The sequence below is a fragment of the cyanobacterium endosymbiont of Rhopalodia gibberula genome (assembly GCF_003574135.1).
Classification (GTDB): domain Bacteria; phylum Cyanobacteriota; class Cyanobacteriia; order Cyanobacteriales; family Microcystaceae; genus Rippkaea.
Map to the genome: position 1 here is coordinate 1,300,472 of NZ_AP018341.1, position 18,658 is coordinate 1,319,129.

15 protein-coding genes are annotated in these 18,658 nt (G+C 35.7%); 5 read left to right on the forward strand and 10 right to left on the reverse strand.

The genetic code is table 11. The features are described from left to right. Window positions 1–104 precede the first annotated feature (104 nt). The 3 genes from aat to RGRSB_RS10050 form a co-directional block, all read right to left on the reverse strand. On the reverse strand, window positions 105–719 hold the full coding sequence (gene aat / locus RGRSB_RS04175) for a leucyl/phenylalanyl-tRNA--protein transferase (RefSeq protein ID WP_119259971.1): 615 nt from the start codon (window positions 717–719) through the stop codon (window positions 105–107). Window positions 720–1,377: 658 nt separating this feature from the next. Further along, the gene (gene rpsN / locus RGRSB_RS04180) at window positions 1,378–1,680 is read right to left on the reverse strand and encodes a 30S ribosomal protein S14 (RefSeq protein ID WP_119259972.1); all 303 of its coding nucleotides are present in this window, start codon (window positions 1,678–1,680) and stop codon (window positions 1,378–1,380) included. 354 nt (window positions 1,681–2,034) lie between these two features. Continuing rightward, a complete protein-coding gene (locus RGRSB_RS10050; RefSeq protein WP_172581995.1) occupies window positions 2,035–2,250 on the reverse strand; it encodes a hypothetical protein in 216 nt (71 codons plus the stop codon). On the opposite strand from RGRSB_RS10050, the gene RGRSB_RS04185 reads away from it, so the two are divergent. Both RGRSB_RS04185 and RGRSB_RS04195 read left to right on the forward strand, forming a co-directional pair. Next, window positions 2,220–3,710, forward strand: a complete 1,491-nt coding sequence (locus RGRSB_RS04185; protein WP_232014577.1) for an LCP family protein — start codon at window positions 2,220–2,222, stop codon at window positions 3,708–3,710. The genes RGRSB_RS10050 and RGRSB_RS04185 overlap by 31 nt on opposite strands. A gap of 640 nt (window positions 3,711–4,350) precedes the next feature. Beyond that, window positions 4,351–5,547, forward strand: a complete 1,197-nt coding sequence (locus tag RGRSB_RS04195) for a 1-deoxy-D-xylulose-5-phosphate reductoisomerase (RefSeq protein WP_119259974.1) — start codon at window positions 4,351–4,353, stop codon at window positions 5,545–5,547. A gap of 602 nt (window positions 5,548–6,149) precedes the next feature. Here RGRSB_RS04195 and mutT read toward each other — a convergent pair. The 3 genes from mutT to RGRSB_RS04210 all read right to left on the reverse strand — a co-directional run bounded on the left by mutT (window position 6,150) and on the right by RGRSB_RS04210 (window position 8,835). Next, window positions 6,150–6,584, reverse strand: a complete 435-nt coding sequence (mutT, locus tag RGRSB_RS10500; protein WP_232014578.1) for an 8-oxo-dGTP diphosphatase MutT — start codon at window positions 6,582–6,584, stop codon at window positions 6,150–6,152. A gap of 802 nt (window positions 6,585–7,386) precedes the next feature. Then, window positions 7,387–7,710 carry a DUF760 domain-containing protein gene (locus RGRSB_RS04205; RefSeq protein WP_119259975.1) on the reverse strand — a complete coding sequence of 108 codons (324 nt, stop codon included), beginning with the start codon at window positions 7,708–7,710 and terminating at the stop codon, window positions 7,387–7,389. 168 nt (window positions 7,711–7,878) lie between these two features. Beyond that, window positions 7,879–8,835: an RNA polymerase sigma factor, RpoD/SigA family gene (locus RGRSB_RS04210; protein WP_119259976.1), complete on the reverse strand. Its 957-nt coding sequence runs from the start codon at window positions 8,833–8,835 to the stop codon at window positions 7,879–7,881. Window positions 8,836–9,398: 563 nt separating this feature from the next. Between RGRSB_RS04210 and trpD the strand changes: the two genes are divergently transcribed. From trpD to asnS, 3 genes are all read left to right on the forward strand, one after another. Further along, window positions 9,399–10,442: an anthranilate phosphoribosyltransferase gene (gene trpD / locus RGRSB_RS04215; protein WP_119259977.1), complete on the forward strand. Its 1,044-nt coding sequence runs from the start codon at window positions 9,399–9,401 to the stop codon at window positions 10,440–10,442. A 679-nt stretch (window positions 10,443–11,121) separates the two neighbouring features. After that, window positions 11,122–11,604, forward strand: a complete 483-nt coding sequence (gene ispF, locus RGRSB_RS04220; protein ID WP_119260950.1) for a 2-C-methyl-D-erythritol 2,4-cyclodiphosphate synthase — start codon at window positions 11,122–11,124, stop codon at window positions 11,602–11,604. 134 nt (window positions 11,605–11,738) lie between these two features. Next, entirely contained in the window at window positions 11,739–13,130 is a 1,392-nt protein-coding gene (gene asnS / locus RGRSB_RS04225) for an asparagine--tRNA ligase (RefSeq protein ID WP_119259978.1), read from the forward strand. A 35-nt stretch (window positions 13,131–13,165) separates the two neighbouring features. Here asnS and RGRSB_RS04230 read toward each other — a convergent pair whose 3' ends face one another. The 4 genes from RGRSB_RS04230 to glyS form a co-directional block, all read right to left on the reverse strand. Next, on the reverse strand, window positions 13,166–13,381 hold the full coding sequence (locus RGRSB_RS04230) for a hypothetical protein (RefSeq protein WP_119259979.1): 216 nt from the start codon (window positions 13,379–13,381) through the stop codon (window positions 13,166–13,168). Between the two features lie 102 nt (window positions 13,382–13,483). Beyond that, window positions 13,484–13,900: a peptide-methionine (R)-S-oxide reductase MsrB gene (gene msrB / locus RGRSB_RS04235; protein WP_119259980.1), complete on the reverse strand. Its 417-nt coding sequence runs from the start codon at window positions 13,898–13,900 to the stop codon at window positions 13,484–13,486. Window positions 13,901–13,929: 29 nt separating this feature from the next. Further along, window positions 13,930–14,721 carry a glutathione S-transferase gene (locus tag RGRSB_RS04240; RefSeq protein WP_119259981.1) on the reverse strand — a complete coding sequence of 264 codons (792 nt, stop codon included), beginning with the start codon at window positions 14,719–14,721 and terminating at the stop codon, window positions 13,930–13,932. Window positions 14,722–15,864: 1,143 nt separating this feature from the next. Then, the gene (gene glyS, locus RGRSB_RS04245; protein WP_119260951.1) at window positions 15,865–18,000 is read right to left on the reverse strand and encodes a glycine--tRNA ligase subunit beta; all 2,136 of its coding nucleotides are present in this window, start codon (window positions 17,998–18,000) and stop codon (window positions 15,865–15,867) included. Window positions 18,001–18,658 lie beyond the last annotated feature (658 nt).

Sequence of the window (18,658 nt, forward strand, 5' to 3'; positions counted from 1 at the left end):
GGAGAAACTACAAAACTGTATGCCCCTAAAGATATTAATCTAATATTTGTCACAAATATGTCACAAACTTTTTGACAGAAGAAATTAAAAATTATGAGTATTTTTCAAAGTGACTTAGAATTAAGTGTTTGCTCAACATCCCCAAAAACACAGTTTTTTGCTAAGGCTTTTTGCAACAAAATCTTATACTTTCTATCACTAACTTGATAAGCTCCAAACCTTTCGAGATGAGAATTTTGTAATTGAGCATCAAACAATACAAAATTTCTTTTTTTAAGAAATTCTACCAACTTAACCATTGCTACTTTAGAAGCATCAGGAATTTGATAAAACATCGATTCTCCAATAAACGCCCCCCGAATAGCAATCCCTAAAATTCCTCCAGCTAACTCATTTCCTTGCCAAGTTTCAAAACTATAAGCCCAACCCTGTTGATAGAGGTTGTGGTAAATCTTGATGAGTTCGGGCGAAATCCAAGTTGTTTCTCGCTTAGCACATCCTCGACAAACCCCTAAAAAATCCCGGTTAATCTCTACTGAAAACCGTTGTTGATTTAAAATGCGCTGTAAAGACTTAGGGTAGTGAAAACGTTTATCGAGAGGAATTAAAGCTCGTTGACGACTTGAATACCAACCCAGTACACCCATCTCATCGGCCATTACAAAATAACCTTGAGCATATCCTTGTATAATACGATCTGTATCTTCAGCAAACTCCATTGCAGCTTTTTGCTATTGACAAATTTTTATGGTCGCTGACCTATCTCTCCGATCACCCCGCCCTTAAACATTTTACTTCTTAGAAGTAAAATGTTTAAGGGCGTACTACAAACCAGGTTTGCTTAAGAGTTTATTTTCGAATCAATTAGCTATAACATAGCCCAACAAGCAATCGAGGTTCTTGTCTGCAAGCAACCAAGAGAAGAAAACGACTTAGGTTCTCTCGTTATTACTATTGTAACGAAAATGTCAGCTTTTAACTTTCGAGAAACATTTCTTAGCGAGTTTGCTGTAGCTAATCTAGTGAGTGATTCAATCCTTGAGAGTTTTGGAATTGATTACTGTTGTGTCCGACAAAAAAACTCTTAAAGAAAACAGTTTTTTATTGATATTTGTTCCACTTTACTGAATCATAACTCCTGGCTAAGAACAGTTTAGAGAAACTCAATGCAATGTTTAGTTTATGATTAAGGACACTAAAGATGTTAGACGGGACTGAAAGCCTTAATCAAGACTCTTGGAGTTTATTTTTGAGAGACGTTTAGCTAAAGAGGTTTTAAGAGATTGGGCTGCTTTGTCCTAAGTGTAGACGAACAGTGACCAGTCATTAGTGAATGATAATTGGTCACCTCAATTTCATTGACTATCCACTGAATCATTACCAACTAGACTTAACAACACCCGGTAATAACCCCTCATGTGCCCATTCTCGTAGGACATTACGAGATAGACCAAAATCTCTATAATAAGCCCTAGGACGACCTGTTACCATACAACGGTTCCGACGACGATTAGGCGCACTGTTGCGGGGGAGGCGTTGAAGTTTACGATGAAGATCCATCTTTTCTTCATAAGTCTCAGCAATGCGGAATTCTTCTTTGAGAGTTTCCCGCTTTTCGGCATACTTTTCTGCCAAGCGAGCGCGCTTTTTTTCCCGCTCAATCATCGATTTTTTAGCCATAAGTTTTTTCGTTCAGGATTTTTGATAAAGATAACGTCTTTTATCATATCGTATTATTGTGAGGACAGCGCATGTTTGTTCAGTAGAGTAAAAATCATTTTTTTTTTAATTGTTATTACACAATTAGTACAAACAGTGTGAATCCCCTAGTATATTAAGATTTGGAAATAGCGAAGTGGGGTATCTCGGCAACAATAAATATTAATTTTTTACCGATGTTACCTATAAACCAGAGACTTGAAGAAATTGGTTGAGGTAAAGTCAAACAATTAACCCTTACTGGTGTTCAAATAACGTCTCAATAATTTAGAAATTGTATTGATTGCTGAAGGTATTAGAAATTGAGAAGATTATCTATCTCTCATAAAGAGAAAGACATTCATTAAGGGTAAAAATACTGAAAATCATTAAAGAAGAAGGAACCTTTAACCAGAAACTAACATCCATGATAATGACGACAGATAATTGTTTTGCAAGTTTAATGTCATCAAAGGGCGGTTTATGGTGATGAGGTAAACATGACCGATAGTTTTGAAAGAATGTCCACAGTAACTGGTCTTCAACAAACACCAGTTCCCAGAAAATTCCCTAAATCTGGCAAGTATCTTTATAAGTCAAGAAATACCTCTCCAGCCAAGATTTCTGCTAAAAGTCTCCATTCAAAAAGACTTATCCCTTTTTATCGTGGATTGTTATGGGGGATCATATTTAGTTGTACAGCTGCACTATCCGCTACTGTTGGGGCGACCATTACCCTCTTCAGTCCTTTATCAGAAAAGTTAATTCCTTTTATCGAACAGATACAATTCCCTTGGGAACAAAAAAACCTTAACCCTGAGACTGACACTTCATCTGCCGTAACATCTCAACCCCAACAAAGAGAAGAAGGGATGGTCTTACAATATCGATTGTCTCGTCCTGTCAATATTTTAGTCTTGGGAATTGATCGAGTTCCTGATGCCCCACCGGGAAGTTTAGATGCTTTTGGAGGACGTAGTGACACAATTTTAATATTACGCTTCGATCCCAGCGATTATTCAGTAAAAATACTTTCTATTCCCAGGGACAGCAGAGTTAATATCCCAGGGGTAGGATACACCAAGGTTAATGATGCCAACATTTATAGGGGTCCAGCCTTGACTGCTAGGGTTTTGAGTAAAACGCTGAATAATGTTCCTATTGATCGTTATGTTCGAGTCACCACTGATGTTTTTACAAAATTAGTAAACTTGGTGGGTGGTGTGGAGGTCTTTGTTTCTCATCCCATGAAATATGAAGACAAGACCCAGAACTTGAAAATTGACCTTGAAGCAGGACAGCAAATTCTCAGTGGGGAACAAGCCGAACACTTTGCTCGTTTTCGCAAAGATAGTTATGGAGATATTGGAAGGGTGCAACGGCAACAAATCTTGCTAAAAGCCCTGCTACAACGGCTATATACTCCCACTATTTTGCCTCAAATTCCCAAAGCAATTAGTCTTCTTGAACAGAGCATTGACACTAACCTCACTTTGGAAGAAATGTTAACCTTAGCCAATTTTGGGCGGCAAGTAGAACGGAAAAACGTTCAAATGGTGATGTTACCTGGACGATTTAGTCAGGAAGATGAATTTGATTCTCGTAGTTATTGGGTTCTTTCCTCAGGGGGGATTGATCAAATTATGCAAGAATACTTTGATGTTACCTCTGAATGGAGACCTCTGCGCCATCGTTCTTCGAACCGGGTCAGAATTGCCTTACAAAATGCAGCCGATGATTCCGAGTTAGGAAAAAAGATGGTGGAATATTTGGCAGATCATGACTTTCGTAATGTCTATGTGATCAAAGACTCGCCTCGACTTCTAGGTGAAACAGAAATTGTCGTGCAGAAAGGAGATCTAAAAGCTGCCCAACAGTTGCAAACCCTTTTGGGGCTAGGTAGAGTAGAGGCATCTTCTACAGGAGATTTAGACTCCCAAATAACCTTACGAATCGGTCTTGATGCCAAGAATTTAGTGTTAGAGGATAGTTTGAATCAAACTAGCGAGTAGTTCAATTGAGAGTAGTCTATGAAACAAGTTGAGGATTTGCTGTGGACTAGTATCAGAGGGAGTCAGGCTGTTGTTACTGACTAGTTTATTGGTGCTATTAGATGCCTATCTATAACTTTAGGCAGAAACAAAATAAAACTATACGTTCTCCGAATTATAGGGTCAAGACTTCTTCGATAAAGATTTAGAAGAGGTGTGTTTGAGGCGGCTGATATACGGCAAGTTGATTTTTGAAGTAGTCAGATCTATACTTTACGAGTTTTAATTCAAGGAGTTATACTCAAAACGAATTTGCGAGGGATAAATCTGATGAATTTCCTGCTTACGTAAACTTGGACTTTGCTGATTTAACCGGTACCATTTTAGTTGATACGATTGTTACTTGTACCCGCTCTATTATGATGTAATCATTACGGAGTTAGTTTGACCAATTTGGTGATTAATAGCTATTCAGTTTCCTTAATGTATGATGAGATAGCTGATGGAGTTAACCCTGTTACTGAAGTAAGTGCACGAGATAGTTTAGACTGTCGTTAATATACAACCCTGGGTCAAATTCATCACTACTCAAAATATGAGGATTCTTCATGGTATTTTGGGTAGGGACTTCTCCCGACATTTTTGTTAATCCCTAAGCATCGTGAAGAAAATCTCCATCCTTGGTTCCACTGGCTCTATCGGTACGCAAACCCTGGATATTGTTAGCGAATACCCTGAACAATTTCAAGTTGTGGGGTTAGCTGCAAACAATAACGGCCAACTGTTAGCACAGCAAATTAGGAAATTCCGACCGGAAATTGTCGCTATTTGTAACGAAAGTCAATTAGAGATCCTCAAAGAAACTGTTGCTTCTCTCGATTATTCTCCTATTCTGCTTACTGGAGAAGTCGGAGTTATGGAAGTAGCCCGTTACGGAGACTCAGAAAGTGTCGTTACCGGAATCGTAGGCTGTGCAGGGTTGTTGCCCACAATAGCAGCTATTAAAGCAGGAAAAGATATCGCCTTAGCCAACAAAGAGACGTTAATTGCGGGAGGACCAGTAGTACTCCCTTTAGTAAAAAAACATGGGGTTAAATTACTTCCTGCTGACTCAGAACATTCTGCTATTTTCCAATGTTTACAAGGGGTTCCTCCCGAAAGATTGCGCCGCATTATTTTAACCGCTTCTGGGGGAGCTTTTCTAGACTGGTCGGTAGAACAATTACGCCTTGTCACTGTTGACGATGCCATAAAACATCCAAATTGGTCAATGGGACGTAAAATCACGGTAGACTCAGCAACCCTTATGAATAAAGGATTAGAAGTTATCGAAGCTCATTATTTGTTTGGGTTAGATTACAAAAACATCGACATCGTGATTCACCCACAAAGTATTATTCATTCCTTGGTTGAATTACAAGATACCTCAGTGTTAGCCCAGTTGGGATGGCCTAATATGTGTCTTCCCTTGTTGTATAGTTTATCCTGGCCTGAACGGATTTATACTGATTGGGAACGACTCGATTTAGTTAAAGCCGGTAGTTTAACCTTCTGGGAACCAGATCATCAAAAATATCCCTGCATGCAGTTAGCCTATGCCGCCGGAAGAGCAGGGGGAGTAATGCCAGCAGTATTGAATGCAGCTAACGAGCAAGCAGTAGCTTTCTTTTTAGAAAAGAAAATCACTTTCCTTGATATTCCCAAATTAATTGAGATTGTTTGTGGTCGCTTTACGAATCAGAATACTTTAACACCGACTTTAGAAGAGATTTTAGAAACTGATCGCTGGGCTAGACAAGCAGTAGTTCAAGCTTTCAAAGAAGTAGTAAAAGGCGATCGAATTATGTCTGTGAAATAAATTTAAATTTTAAAGTTATTCATAAAGTTTAATAGCATTAAGTTTTTCAATAGCGGTGAAAATTTCATGATAAACAATTCCATACTAATTTTATTGAAAGTCATCATTTATTATCAATTTTCTGGAGTTGGTTAAAGCATAATTTATCTTTTCAGCTTCCATTATTTTGTATACCAAGTTTATCTTTAAATTTTTGGGATACTCGTTCTACTGTTGACTTCGATGAAAATTTATTCACCCCTGACGGTGCTACCAATAATGCGTTTGAAATTGAGCTTTTAGACTGTCAGTTGCACTAGACTCTATGTAAAGAATGGACTTGGACTCTGAAGAGTTAGGCTAAACGAACAAATTGTTTACCAACCTGATTAATTCAGTCTGTAAAGGCAGGTTTTCCAAATAAGTAGTTAGTTTTTTACTAGTGACTATAGGCATAGCTGAACGCTATGAATATAACTGGTATAAGAACGTTGTATACGATGTTCCTACCGATCATCTGTAGTCAACTTAAAAGCGATTTTATATAATAGATGATCAAGTTAAGTTTATAGTTAAAACCTATAATTTTTTTAGTTAAAAATTTGAGACAAACATAATAGTCCTCATCCTCTGTTTTTTTTTGTTTTATGCTGATTGTGCAGCAATTCAATAATTTTATTATTAGCTTTCGGAAAAGAGAAATTATTAATTTCATCTAAAGTTATCCAACGAATTTCTTCACATCTGATGAGTTTAGGTTTTCCTGTTAAATAACGACATCGGTGAACAATTAAAGTAACTTTAAAATGAGTATAAGCATGATCCAATGTAATAAGATGTTCTCCGATTCCTATCTCAATATCAATTTCTTCTAAAATCTCACGTTTTATACAATCTTCAACAGTTTCATTGGGTTCAAGTTTTCCTCCTGGAAATTCCCAAAAACCACCAAGTGATCCTTTTTTGAGACGACGATCAATTAAAATTTGCCCACTCTCATTATAGATAACAGCAACGCCTATTTTTTGGTAAGGTAAAAGATCAGAATTTTGACGCATGGGAAGTTGATTTTTAATTCTTTGATGACAAGCTTGGCAATGTGCTCGCTAGGGACATAGCAAATATTTTGGATAATTTCGAGCATAAAGAACTGCCCCTAAGTCTATCAATCCTTGATTAAAATCCTTAGGATTTTTTATTCGAGTAAACTATCTGATATTTTTCACAGAGATCGTATCGATTTTACGGGAGAATCACACAAGGCAATTAATTTTTGATAATACTTGTTTAAAGTTCCTATCAAGGATAAAAACAGGTTGATCTGAAGGCTGAACTGAGAATTTCTCCGGTAGTAGTTCATCTAATCTCTGGTAATTTAAGAAACTCTTGGAGTTTTCAATAAAACTCCAAGAGTTTCTTTTTATGACAGCCCCATATACCCTATGAAGATTACTAGTATGTACATAAATAACACTCCAATACTTCCCAAACTTTTAGAACGGTTCGTAAATTGACTTAGCTTGAGGTCTCAATTCTGGAAAACGCTTCTAACTATTGTTTATAGTAAAGAATGCCCGTTTTCTCTCAAATATATTGAAGATAATTTCCTATTTCTATCCCTATACAAGACAGAGATTATGACCGTTTCTTCAATGTAAACCTCGATCCTCACATTGATCCCAAGACAATAGCGATTACCTTAGGCTAAAAGAAAGTTAACTCCTATTCACTAGTCACAGATTCTTAAAGTAAGAATAGCAAAAAATTGATTAAATTTTTTCCCTAGAACTTCTCCTATGACATATTTCGAAGGAATAGTTGAGTAAATTTAGCAACTTTATCGCTCGTAGTTTTGTTGTTTTACTTAATTGATTGTAGAGATTTTTCAAACCCCATCCGTTGTTCTACATTTCGTAAAAAATAACCACTCATCATAGCAGAAGCTAATAAACGTCCCAAATCTTCTCGACTTGTATTTACGGTAATATCAAAGTGTTCGGACGGGAGATTTCCTAACAAACCAACAATATTCTGTTCCATAAATCGAAATACTTCAGAAGAGTCTGGCTTTGACAATCTGGCAATAGTTTCTGGACTTAGAGATTGAATATATCTCCACAAACCCTCCCCATTTTCTCCCTCATTTTCAGAGAAACGTCGAGAATATTTAAAGTTATTAGTCACTGCTGATCTCCTATAGACTCTACCTAAATCAGGGGGTTATTAACCACAACTAATAAGATGGTATCAATAACCTTCGTATCTCACTTTAACAAGTTTAGTTGTTATATTGAGGTCAGTAAAACCGAACTGTTGTTCCGTATTCTCCAACCTCTTAACCTTAGAAATTATTTAGCTAGCCAAGTATTCTCTAATATTAGCCTTAAGTTTTCGGAGTTTTGCTAAGGCTTCTCGTTCAATTTGTCTAACCCGTTCACGACTGATATTGAGGATAGTGCCAATCTTAGCCAACGTCAGAGGCTTGCCATCAGCAAGTCCAAATCTTAAAGCTAATACCTCCTTTTGTTGTGGTGTTAGATCTTCCATTAGTTTGTCGAGATCTAACTGTAACGAGGAATAGGTTGCATAATCTTCAGGAGAAGGTCCGGTATCCTCTAATAAGTCTCCTAATTCAGTATCTTGGTTATCCCCTACCCGCAGATCCAAAGAGAGGGGTTGACGAGCGCGTTCCAGGTATTCCCGAACCTGTTTGGGGGTTAACTCTAGTTCTTCAGCTAGTTCTTGAATAGTCGCGGCACGGCCTTTTTCCTGGGCAAGTTGCCGTTGTGCTTTCTTAATTTTATTGAGTTTTTCGGTTATGTGAATCGGTAAACGAATAGTACGACTTTTTTCAGCGATTGCACGGGTAATAGCTTGACGAATCCACCAATAAGCATAGGTTGAAAAACGATACCCTTTAGTAGGATCAAATTTCTCTACCCCACGTTGCATCCCAATGGTTCCTTCTTGAATCAAATCAAGGAGATCTAAATTGCGCTTAAGGTATTTTTTAGCCACTGATACGACTAAGCGAAGATTAGCCTCAACCATTTTACGCTTAGCTGCTTCTCCAGTAGCAATAACTGAGCGAAGTTCCTTCTGAGTGATCCTAGCAGTTTTCGCCCACTGAGCCATGGTTGGTTCTTGTCCCAGTTCTTCAGTCAAAGATTCTTGTATGTTTTCTAGGTTAACCAATCGCTGTACTCGCTTAGCATAAAGGATTTCTTCCTCATGAGTTAGTAAAGGAACACGACCAATTTCTCTTAGGTAAGCACGAACAGGATCAGGAGAAGTTGTGGAAATTTTCATAATGTGTAGTCCGGTAGCAGTTTCAGGATAATTGTAAGGTTATATGAAATATTTTCTGATTTTATAAGAGTAACTGAGGAAATCTTATTAAAGTAGATTATGGGTTTCTGTTTGATTCATGGCTTTCGCCTATGGTATTTTGTATTTAGATTTAGAACTGACGACCATTCGGGGTTAATGTTTTGACAAGTTGAAAAGTTATGGGTTGAGAGTCAGTATTTACACTTTTTGTTCCTTAATAAGGTTACATTGCTTTATTAACTTTTGTGAGGTTTACACATTATCCAGTCAGTCTAGCCTTTTTCAAGAAAATATATTTATTGGGATAGATTACCTAAATTAGCAAAAAATAAATACAACCTATGAAACAAAATGTTAAGAACTATTAAAGTAGAGTTGTTCATGACTAAAAATATGGATAGATGGCTATAGTCAAGCGTCAATTTTTTGAGAATTTTGTCTTCTCCTATTTTTAACAGACGTAATGAATGGGTGGAATATATGGAAATGTAAAATATATTGTGGTAGTCTAGACCTCTACTAAATAAGCAAAGCTCAAAAAAGTGATTCAAGATTCTCCTAACCTCTGGACTGAACTTCTACAACAACTTCTTGAAAAAGAGTCTTTATCTCAATCTCAAGCTTCCGAATTGATGAAGGGATGGATATTAGAGGCCATTCCCCCTGTAGTTTCCGGGGCAATTTTAGCGGCAATTCAGGCTAAAGGAGTTTCTGGGAGCGAACTAGCAGGAATGGCGCAAGTATTACAGTCACAATCGTTACATCGAACTGAAAGAAGTAATGAAAAACCAGTAATTGATACCTGTGGGACTGGAGGAGATGGGGCTTCTACTTTTAATATTTCTACTGCAGTAGCGTTCGTAGTTGCAGCAGCCGGGGTTAAAGTAGCTAAACACGGCAACCGCTCAGCATCGAGTAAGGTAGGTTCTGCTGACGTTTTAGAATATTTGGGAGTTAAACTCCGTGCCCCTTCGGAAAAGGTAGAAGAGGCTTTAAACGAGGTGGGAATTACATTTCTATTTGCCCCAGGGTGGCATCCGGCAATGAAACATGTTGTCTCTTTTCGTAAAACTCTGAAAGTTCGTACTATTTTTAACTTATTAGGTCCATTGGTTAATCCATTACGTCCCACGGGACAAGTTATTGGAGTTTACTCCTCCGAGTTTATTGTACCAATGGCAGAGGCATTAAATCAATTAGGAGTACCTAAAGCGATTATTTTACATGGGCGGGAAAAACTCGATGAAGCAGGGTTACAAGACGCTACTGATTTAGCTTTATTACGATATAAAACTCTTGATTACAATTATGTAATTCCCTCAGAATTAGGATTGACTTCTGCTCCTTTATCAGCGTTGAAAGGGGGAGATGTAGAAAAGAATGCCACTATTTTAAAGAATGTTTTACAGGGTAAAGGAACTATTGCCCAAGAAGAAGTGGTTGCGTTGAATGCTTCTTTAGCCCTACAAGTAGGAGAAATTATCCCTTGGGAAGAGCATAATTTAGGAATTACAAAAGCTAAAGAGATCTTAAGAAGTGGAGCTGCTTGGGAAAAATTAGAAGCTTTAGTTAAGTTTTTAGGATAATTTTAGTTGATTTTTTTATAAAAAGTTATTTAAATAATAACCAAAAAATCAAAACAGTATTTTATGACTTATCAATATAATCTTTATGCTTTCTATACATATTTGATGAATATTAAATTTATTTAAAATATTTTATTTAAATTCTATAAAATAGATATTGCAAACGTGATTGCTGATCTTAGTAATAACAAATCTTTCCTCACAGAAGTATTGATTATTATAAATCTACTTCAACAAAAAATATTTAATAAAAGTGATTTAAAAGAAAGATTTTCAGTATTTTTTACATCAACAGAAGCAATAGCGATTGTCCGCAATTATTGTTTCTTATCGAGAAGAACATGAATAAAAGCTACTTTTTCCGCGCAGAAAACTAATCCAAACCTAACATTTTTAATATTGGTTTTAACACAAATTTTGTGTACTCCTAAAATAGTTTCTTCTACCCTAAACTTGGGATAAATTACATAAGTTAACCTAGCCAAATTTTGAGTGGACTAACAAAGGATTTATTGTCCTTGTCGATATAAAGCCATGACTAAAGCAAAAGATAAACACTAAAAAAAAGACATTGGGTAGATAAAATTGAAATAATAACTTTCAACAACTACATAGTTCTACTATTTATCAATAGTTAGTCTAAACTTGACTATGTAATGTCTACAAGATGACTACTAAAATGAATATTCGCATTGGTAATGGATATGATATCCACCGTTTGGTTCGAAGTCGTCCTCTAATTCTAGGGGGACTTGAGATTCCTCATCCTGTCGGTTTGTTGGGACACAGTGATGCCGATGTTTTAACACATGCTATTATGGACGCTATGTTAGGGGCATTGAGTTTAGGGGATATTGGTCATTATTTTCCTCCTTCTGATCCTCAATGGAAAAATATAAGTAGTATTGCATTACTTGAACAAGTCAACAAATTGGTGCAATCACAAGGATGGCAAATTGGTAATATTGACTCAGTTATTATTGCTGAACGTCCAAAAATCAAACCTTATATCTTAGACATGAGAGAAAAGTTAGCTGAAATTTTAGATATTGAATATGATCAAATCGGAATTAAAGCAACAACAAATGAAAAACTAGGACCAACTGGACGAGAAGAAGGTATCTCAGTTTATACAGTGGCTTTATTAGTAAAAGAGGAATAAGATTGAGACCGACTCTATCTACGTATAATCCGTCAAGTATCTTATTTTATTTCTCGGAGAGATTAACTTATTCTAAGTGCATACAGTGTTAGTATGAGAAAGGTTTGATCCTAAAAAGATCCTAAGACATCAATATGCCAACACAACGCATTAGAGACATTTTACGGAACGGTCAACCTAATAATACAGTTACGGTTCAAGGTTGGGTACGAACCAAACGAGAATTGAAAGAATTTGCCTTTGTGGAGGTCAATGATGGTTCCTCTATAACTAGTATTCAAGTGGTTATCGATGCTACCGTCGTTAACTATGAAAATGTCCTCAGATTCTTAAACACCGGTGCTTCTATTGAGGTAATAGGGACTTTGGTTCTCTCCCCAGGGAAAGGACAACGCGTTGAGGTTAAAGCATCATCTGTACGAGTTTATGGGGAGTCTGATCCTGAAACCTATCCACTCCAGAAAAAACGCCACTCTTTTGAGTTTTTGCGTACAATTGGACATTTACGAGCACGAACTAATACCATAGGCGCTGTTATGCGGGTTCGTAACGCCTGTTCAAGTGCGATTCATCGTTTTTTGCAAGAAAGAGGCTTTATGTGGGTTCATACCCCTATTATTACACCTAGTGACTGCGAAGGAGCGGGAGAGTTGTTTACTGTCACTAATTTAGATTTAAATAAAGTTCTCAAAAATACAGAAAAAAGTATAGATTACAGTCAAGATTTCTTTGGAAAGCAGGCATATCTCACTGTTAGTGGTCAATTGGAAGCAGAAGTAATGGCCATGTCCTTTAAAAATGTGTATACTTTTGGTCCAACATTCCGTGCAGAAAACTCTAATACTTCCCGCCACTTAGCTGAATTTTGGATGGTAGAACCTGAAATGGCTTTTTGTGATCTTAATGATAATCAAGACTTAGCTGAAGCATTCCTCAAATACATCTTTAAATCTGTTTTGGAAACTTGTCCAGAAGATATAGAATTCTTTAACAAACGCATTGATAGAACGGTTTTAGAAACAGCCAATAACATCATAGATAATGATTTTGAACGAATCACCTATACTGAAGCGATTAAACTTTTAGAAAAAGCAAAACACAAGTTTGAATATCCCGTTGAATGGGGAATTAATTTACAGTCAGAACATGAACAATATCTAGCTGAGAAATTAGTTAAAAAACCGTTGATTGTAACTAATTATCCCAAGAAAATCAAAGCCTTTTACATGCGGTTAAATGATGATGGTGAAACCGTAGCAGCTATGGATGTTTTAGTCCCAAAAATTGGCGAGATCATTGGAGGTTCACAACGGGAAGAAAGGTTAAATATGTTGCAAAAGAGAACCAGTGAATTAGGTATTTTAGAAGAAGAAATTTGGTGGTATTTAGATTTACATCGTTATGGTGCCGTGTATCATTCAGGGTTTGGTTTGGGATTTGAAAGATTGGTGCAATTTATGACAGGAATGGGTAATATTCGAGATGTTATTCCCTTTCCAAGAACTCCTTTAAGTGCCGAATTTTAGTTATCAATATATGATAAATATTCACTATTAACTATTTATTTATCAAAAACTTCTTGGATTATTTTCGGAAAACTAAGAATTTGATTCCATAATTGTTGAGGAGAAATTCCTAGAGTAATTTGTAAAGTCATAACAATTACGATAATCATAAAAGCGGTTGTGACACTAGTTTTTACAACTTTCGTTGTCCAGTTGAAAACTAACCAAGTAATAAATAATGAGGACACTAAGACAATTAAATTAATTGGCATTACCCTTAGATTTAAAAATATTAAAATAACTAACTATTAGTAAGGTTGGCTATGTTCACCGTCTTTTTAGAATAAACGTTTGCTCAAAAAAGACGGTGAAATCTAAATATCTTCTTTAGGAACAAACTTCAACGATACCCCATTGATACAGTAACGTTGTTCGGTTGGGGCTGGACCATCACCAAAAACATGGCCTAAATGACCGCCACAGCGACTACAATGGACTTCCGTACGGGTTATAAATAAAGACTGATCAACCGAAGTGGCGATTGCCCCTTTAATAGAATCATAAAAACTAGGCCAACCTGTACCACTATTGTATTTGGTATCTGAAGTAAATAAAGGATGTCCACAACCACCACAGACATAAATTCCTGCCCCATATTGTTTATTGAGAGGGCTAGTTCCGGCAATTTCAGTTCCATGTTTACGTAAAACATTGAATTGTTCTGGACTTAAGATTTCCTGCCATTCTTGGTCAGATTTGACGATTTCAAAATTCTCTTTTGAAGTTTTCATCAGTTTATAAGTTTAGTAATTTAGTGCAATTAATCAATCTTGATTTGTGTTGGGTTATTTTTACCTAAATTTGTTTTCCTTTGAGATTTACGATAATCCGTGTAGAAGCGATCTCTCCACAGGAAAAAAGCGTCATAATTGGTATTATCCGTTAACTCAGGAATTTCCTTCCCTTTTAATTGATTAGGAATATTGAGGTAATCTCCAGTAGGAAACTTCAAAATCATACTTAATCCAGCCACGGTGAGATCGGCGAGGGTGGGTTCTTCCGTAACTAAATAAGAACGATGCTGCAAAATTAAGCTTAAAGCTTCTAAATCCTGTTTAAGGGAAATCTGAGCAGATTTGACTGCCTCTGCACCTAACCCAATTCCTGTTCCTAAAACTGTGAGTAAATCCCCAGGAACTACCTCGATAAAAGTTTTGAGGAAGTCGGGAACCTCTTGAGGCAAAATAGAGGTACGAAAATTAGGATTTTTATTCAACGCTCCAATTAATGCAGTACGTCCTTTAATGCCAATGGATTCATCAGCCCATTCTTCAATCAACAAGCACTGTCCCCTCGCCACTGGATCAGTGGGAATGATGGGTTTTTCAGGATATTTACGGTCCAAATAAAAGGCAATCTCAGTTGAATCAGCAATAATAGTTTCTCCATCCTTTAAGACAGGGACTTGTCGCTGTCCGGACAGTTTAAACAGTTTAAGCTGTCCAACTCCTGGAGTTACTTCGATTTTACGGTAATCCAATCCTTTGTAGTCAAGAATCAGCCGTACCTTTTCGCAAAATTGAGACAACTCAAATTGGTATAACTCTAGCATGGAAGCTCTTTCATCCAAAGTTACAACGTCAATATTTAATGTAACGTTCTTTTACTAAATTTGCGATTAGAAGAGTCTTTTTGCCTTGAAATATAACCAGTATGTTATTTCAGACTACGTAAAAACTTATGTAAGATACCATCTTGGTTCTCGCTTATGATTAGATTATTCAGTAATTTTTTTTTAAAAGTCAAACTTTAATAAAATTTCTAGAAAACCAAAATTTGATTTTTCAATAGTTTCTGGGCATAATTTATTATTATGATCTACCGGTATAATTTTTCGTTTACGGACTAGATTTTCTGCTCTAGGCTAAAACTTACTATAGTACTTCATATAATAATTTTGAACTAATAATAATTCTACAAGTTGATTAAATTAAAATAGTTTTCCAATTTTAGAAAGCTAACTACTATAGTTGGTAACTATTTCTTTATACTTAAATAATTTTTCTATTTTCCAAGGTAGATAAATATAATAGCGATTGGTATTTAGTTTTTCAAGGTTTATCTCTAAAGGCAAATAGTTCTTTGAATGCTCCAATGACATACTTGTCAATAAAGTTTTCTTGTACCTGTTTCCTTAATTTATTTCTTTTTTGACTCCATTGACTATCAAGATGAGTTCAACCCAATAAAAAATATTTGGACACTAAAACATCTCTTGGAGCTCTTATTTTGTAAATAATAGTTATGTTTTTAATCTTTTCAACAAAAGACTGTTTTAAGTAAAAATTACGCTCTGGACATAAACAAAAATTAATGTTAACGTCTTACTTTAACTGTTAGTGGTCAGGGAGGTTATTTTGATGTGAAAAATACTTAATTTCTTTCTATAAAAATCTTTAAAAATTTTATGTAAAAACATAATATCACTTTTATGTAATGAATGAACAATAATAAATTAACTTTCTATAAAAAGTTAATTTATTATATGATTTATGAGTCCCAATTTTAATTAAAAGATTTTCCTTAATTTGTTATTTTTAGTCTATTTTAGAGGTACTTCTTTCTAGGACTTATTGCCAATAATAATTTTTTTTAATAAACTTGACTAAATTGACTATATAAATTAGCCTTTCAAAAAAAGTTATTTATCCATTACTTTGTTAAAAATATTCCAATCTTGGTTAAATCACTAAAATTATCCCTTAATAATAGATCCAAAATCTGATAAGATTCGTCCGTGATTCCTAAAAATACTTAATAAGTTCAAGCGATTTTGTCTGATTTTAGAATCTTTATCCATTACCAAAACACTATCGTCTCCATCAAAAAAGTTACTGACTATCGGAGTAATTTTAATTAAACCTTCTACCAACAACTGATAGTTCTGTTGAGATTTTGCATACAAAGTTTTAGGGAGTAAATTTACTAATTCTTGATAGAATAGCCTCTCTGAATTCTTTTGAAAAAGTTCAGGAATAACGACTTTTCTAGGATCAAGTTCAAGAAATTCTAAGTTTCCTTGAGAAGCAAGACGAGTCGAACGATTAACTGTTTCATAGATAGCATTTAATTTACCATTATTGCGAATTTTCTGTAAGAATCTAGCGCGATCACGAACATCTAATAAATTCTGTAAAGCGCGTTCTTGAAATTCAAGGTCGTCTTCTCCTAGTACTGCATTGACTAAATCATAATCAATCTTTAACTCATCTTGTAGAAGAGTTTGAAGACGTTGAATAAAAAAGTATTTTAATTTTGTTAAAGGAGATTTTTTATCACTATGAATTGCTACAAAATCTTGACTTCCTTGATCTAATAATTTCGTCAAATTAATCTCTAATTGCGCTTTCCAAATAATATTAATTACTCCATTTGCTGCCCGTCTTAAGGCAAAAGGATCAGATGATCCAGTAGGTATAAGACCTAATCCAAAAATGCCCACCAAAGTGTCCAGACGATCAGCAAGTCCTACCACTTGACCTGTCAAGGACTGTGGCATGATATCATCAGCCCCACGGGGCAAGTAATGATCAAAAATTCCTTGAGCCACTGTTTCTGACTTTCCGCTAACCAGAGCATATTTTTGCCCCATAATTCCTTGTAATTCAGGAAATTCATAGACCATCTGGGTGACAAGATCTGCTTTACACAGTATGGCTGTACTTTCAATCTCCTCGTATTTTTGTTGCGTTAACTCCAATTGTTGGGCAATTTGTTGGGATAATATCACAATGCGATCAACTTTATCCTTCATAGTCCCTAATTCTTCTTGAAAGATAACGGTTTTGAGTTGAGAAAGGAAACTATCGAAGGGTTTACTACAGTCTGCGTGGTAGAAAAATTGAGCATCTGCTAGACGGGCCCGAATCACCCGTTCATTTCCCGTGGCGATTATCTCGGATTTTGTGCGATCACCATTAGAAATGGTAATAAAGTTAGATAACAGTGACCCTTGAGAATTTTTGACTGCAAAATAACGTTGATGAGTCATCATCACGGTAGTGATAACTTCGGTGGGAAGTTCAAGAAATTCTTCATCAAATTTCCCAGTGATCGCCGTGGGATATTCCACTAGATTAGTCACTTCCGTTAACAAATCAGGGGGAATATCTGAGGTTCCTTTCAGGTTTTTGGCCATCTTGTTCACCTCTTTTTCGATGGTTTTACGACGGTAGTCCCGATCCACTTCAACAAATACAGTTTGTAAGGTTTCCCTATATTGATATGCGTGGGGGATGATAACAGGGGCGGGATGAAGAATACGATGTCCATAGGAAATACGATCACTAATTAAGGTGTTTTCTGCATTAACTAATTGCAAAGGAAGGACTTGATCATCACACAGGATCACTAACCAGCGAATAGGACGGGGAAAGCGTAAGTCTCCATTCCCCCACCGCATAAACCTTCTTCCTTCTAATTTTGTAATCCAGGTGGGGATTAATTCTTGCAAAATTTCCGATGTAGGTTGTCCTTTAATTTTTTTCTCAATAAACACAAAATCTCCCTTTTCTGTAGGGCGAATTTCTAGATCGGCGATGTCTACTTTCTGTTTACGAGAAAATCCTTCTGCTGATTTAGTAGGTTTTCCATCTTTAAATGCTGCTTGTACTGATGGACCTTTGATGATTTTAGTGCGATCATCTTGTTGATCAGGGAGTCCTGCAATTAAGACGGCTAAGCGACGGGGTGTCCCATAAAAAGTGATAGACTCCGGAGTAAGAAATTCTTCTTCTAGGCTAGAGGGGATGCGTTGTTCCCATTGGGCGATTGCACTATCAACAAAATCTACTGGCAATTCTTCTGTTCCAACTTCTAATAAAAAGAACATATTCACTAATGATGATAAATTTAAGACTAAAGGACTATGATGCCACGTGAAGGTAAAAGGTACAAAAGCTGATTTTACAAAGATTTCAGCAATGTTACTTAAACCAACTTTGTAAATATCGATAGCATATACTACTGTAAAAGTCATCCTATCTGATGATACCTTGTTAGTATTAGTTATCGCTTTTTATATTTATAATTAGTTTAATTTTACTTGAACCTTTAATTGGTTTCAATTTTGATAATAAGTTAGTTTAGAATCATAGTTTTTTTATTCTATACGGAGAGAGTATAGAGATGATTTTAAAAATTGGAACTGAGAATTTTAGGCATTTTTTAAATAAGTAGATGAGGTTAAATTAATTTAAAATATAAATTTTTTTGAAGAAAAATTATTATTAGATACCGGCTTATTTAAAAGGTAAGTTAACAGAATTAGAAAACAAATAAATATTAAATTTAACTCACAATTTAAAAACTTACTACAGAATAAGAACGGGAGTAGTAGTTTTATGTTTAAAGACAAGAGGATAGAAAGTTAAGAAAATTTTGGATTGGATAAAAATCTATAGCATTGTACAAAAAAATTAGGATTTGGGACAAGTTTCTAGTTACAAAATAAGTAGTTGAATGGTGGAGTGAGCACAATCAGTAGTTTT

Bases quoted from the DNA above. Each gene is read 5' to 3' on its own strand.
- aat (WP_119259971.1), bottom strand. From the start codon at position 719: ATGGAGTTTGCTGAAGATACAGATCGTATTATACAAGGATATGCTCAA.
- rpsN (WP_119259972.1), bottom strand. From the start codon at position 1,680: ATGGCTAAAAAATCGATGATTGAGCGGGAAAAAAAGCGCGCTCGCTTG.
- RGRSB_RS04185 (WP_232014577.1), top strand. From the start codon at position 2,220: ATGTCCACAGTAACTGGTCTTCAACAAACACCAGTTCCCAGAAAATTC.
- mutT (WP_232014578.1), bottom strand. From the start codon at position 6,584: ATGCGTCAAAATTCTGATCTTTTACCTTACCAAAAAATAGGCGTTGCT.
- RGRSB_RS04210 (WP_119259976.1), bottom strand. From the start codon at position 8,835: ATGAAAATTTCCACAACTTCTCCTGATCCTGTTCGTGCTTACCTAAGA.
- ispF (WP_119260950.1), top strand. From the start codon at position 11,122: ATGAATATTCGCATTGGTAATGGATATGATATCCACCGTTTGGTTCGA.
- asnS (WP_119259978.1), top strand. From the start codon at position 11,739: ATGCCAACACAACGCATTAGAGACATTTTACGGAACGGTCAACCTAAT.
- RGRSB_RS04230 (WP_119259979.1), bottom strand. From the start codon at position 13,381: ATGCCAATTAATTTAATTGTCTTAGTGTCCTCATTATTTATTACTTGG.
- msrB (WP_119259980.1), bottom strand. From the start codon at position 13,900: ATGAAAACTTCAAAAGAGAATTTTGAAATCGTCAAATCTGACCAAGAA.
- RGRSB_RS04240 (WP_119259981.1), bottom strand. From the start codon at position 14,721: ATGCTAGAGTTATACCAATTTGAGTTGTCTCAATTTTGCGAAAAGGTA.
- glyS (WP_119260951.1), bottom strand. From the start codon at position 18,000: ATGTTCTTTTTATTAGAAGTTGGAACAGAAGAATTGCCAGTAGATTTT.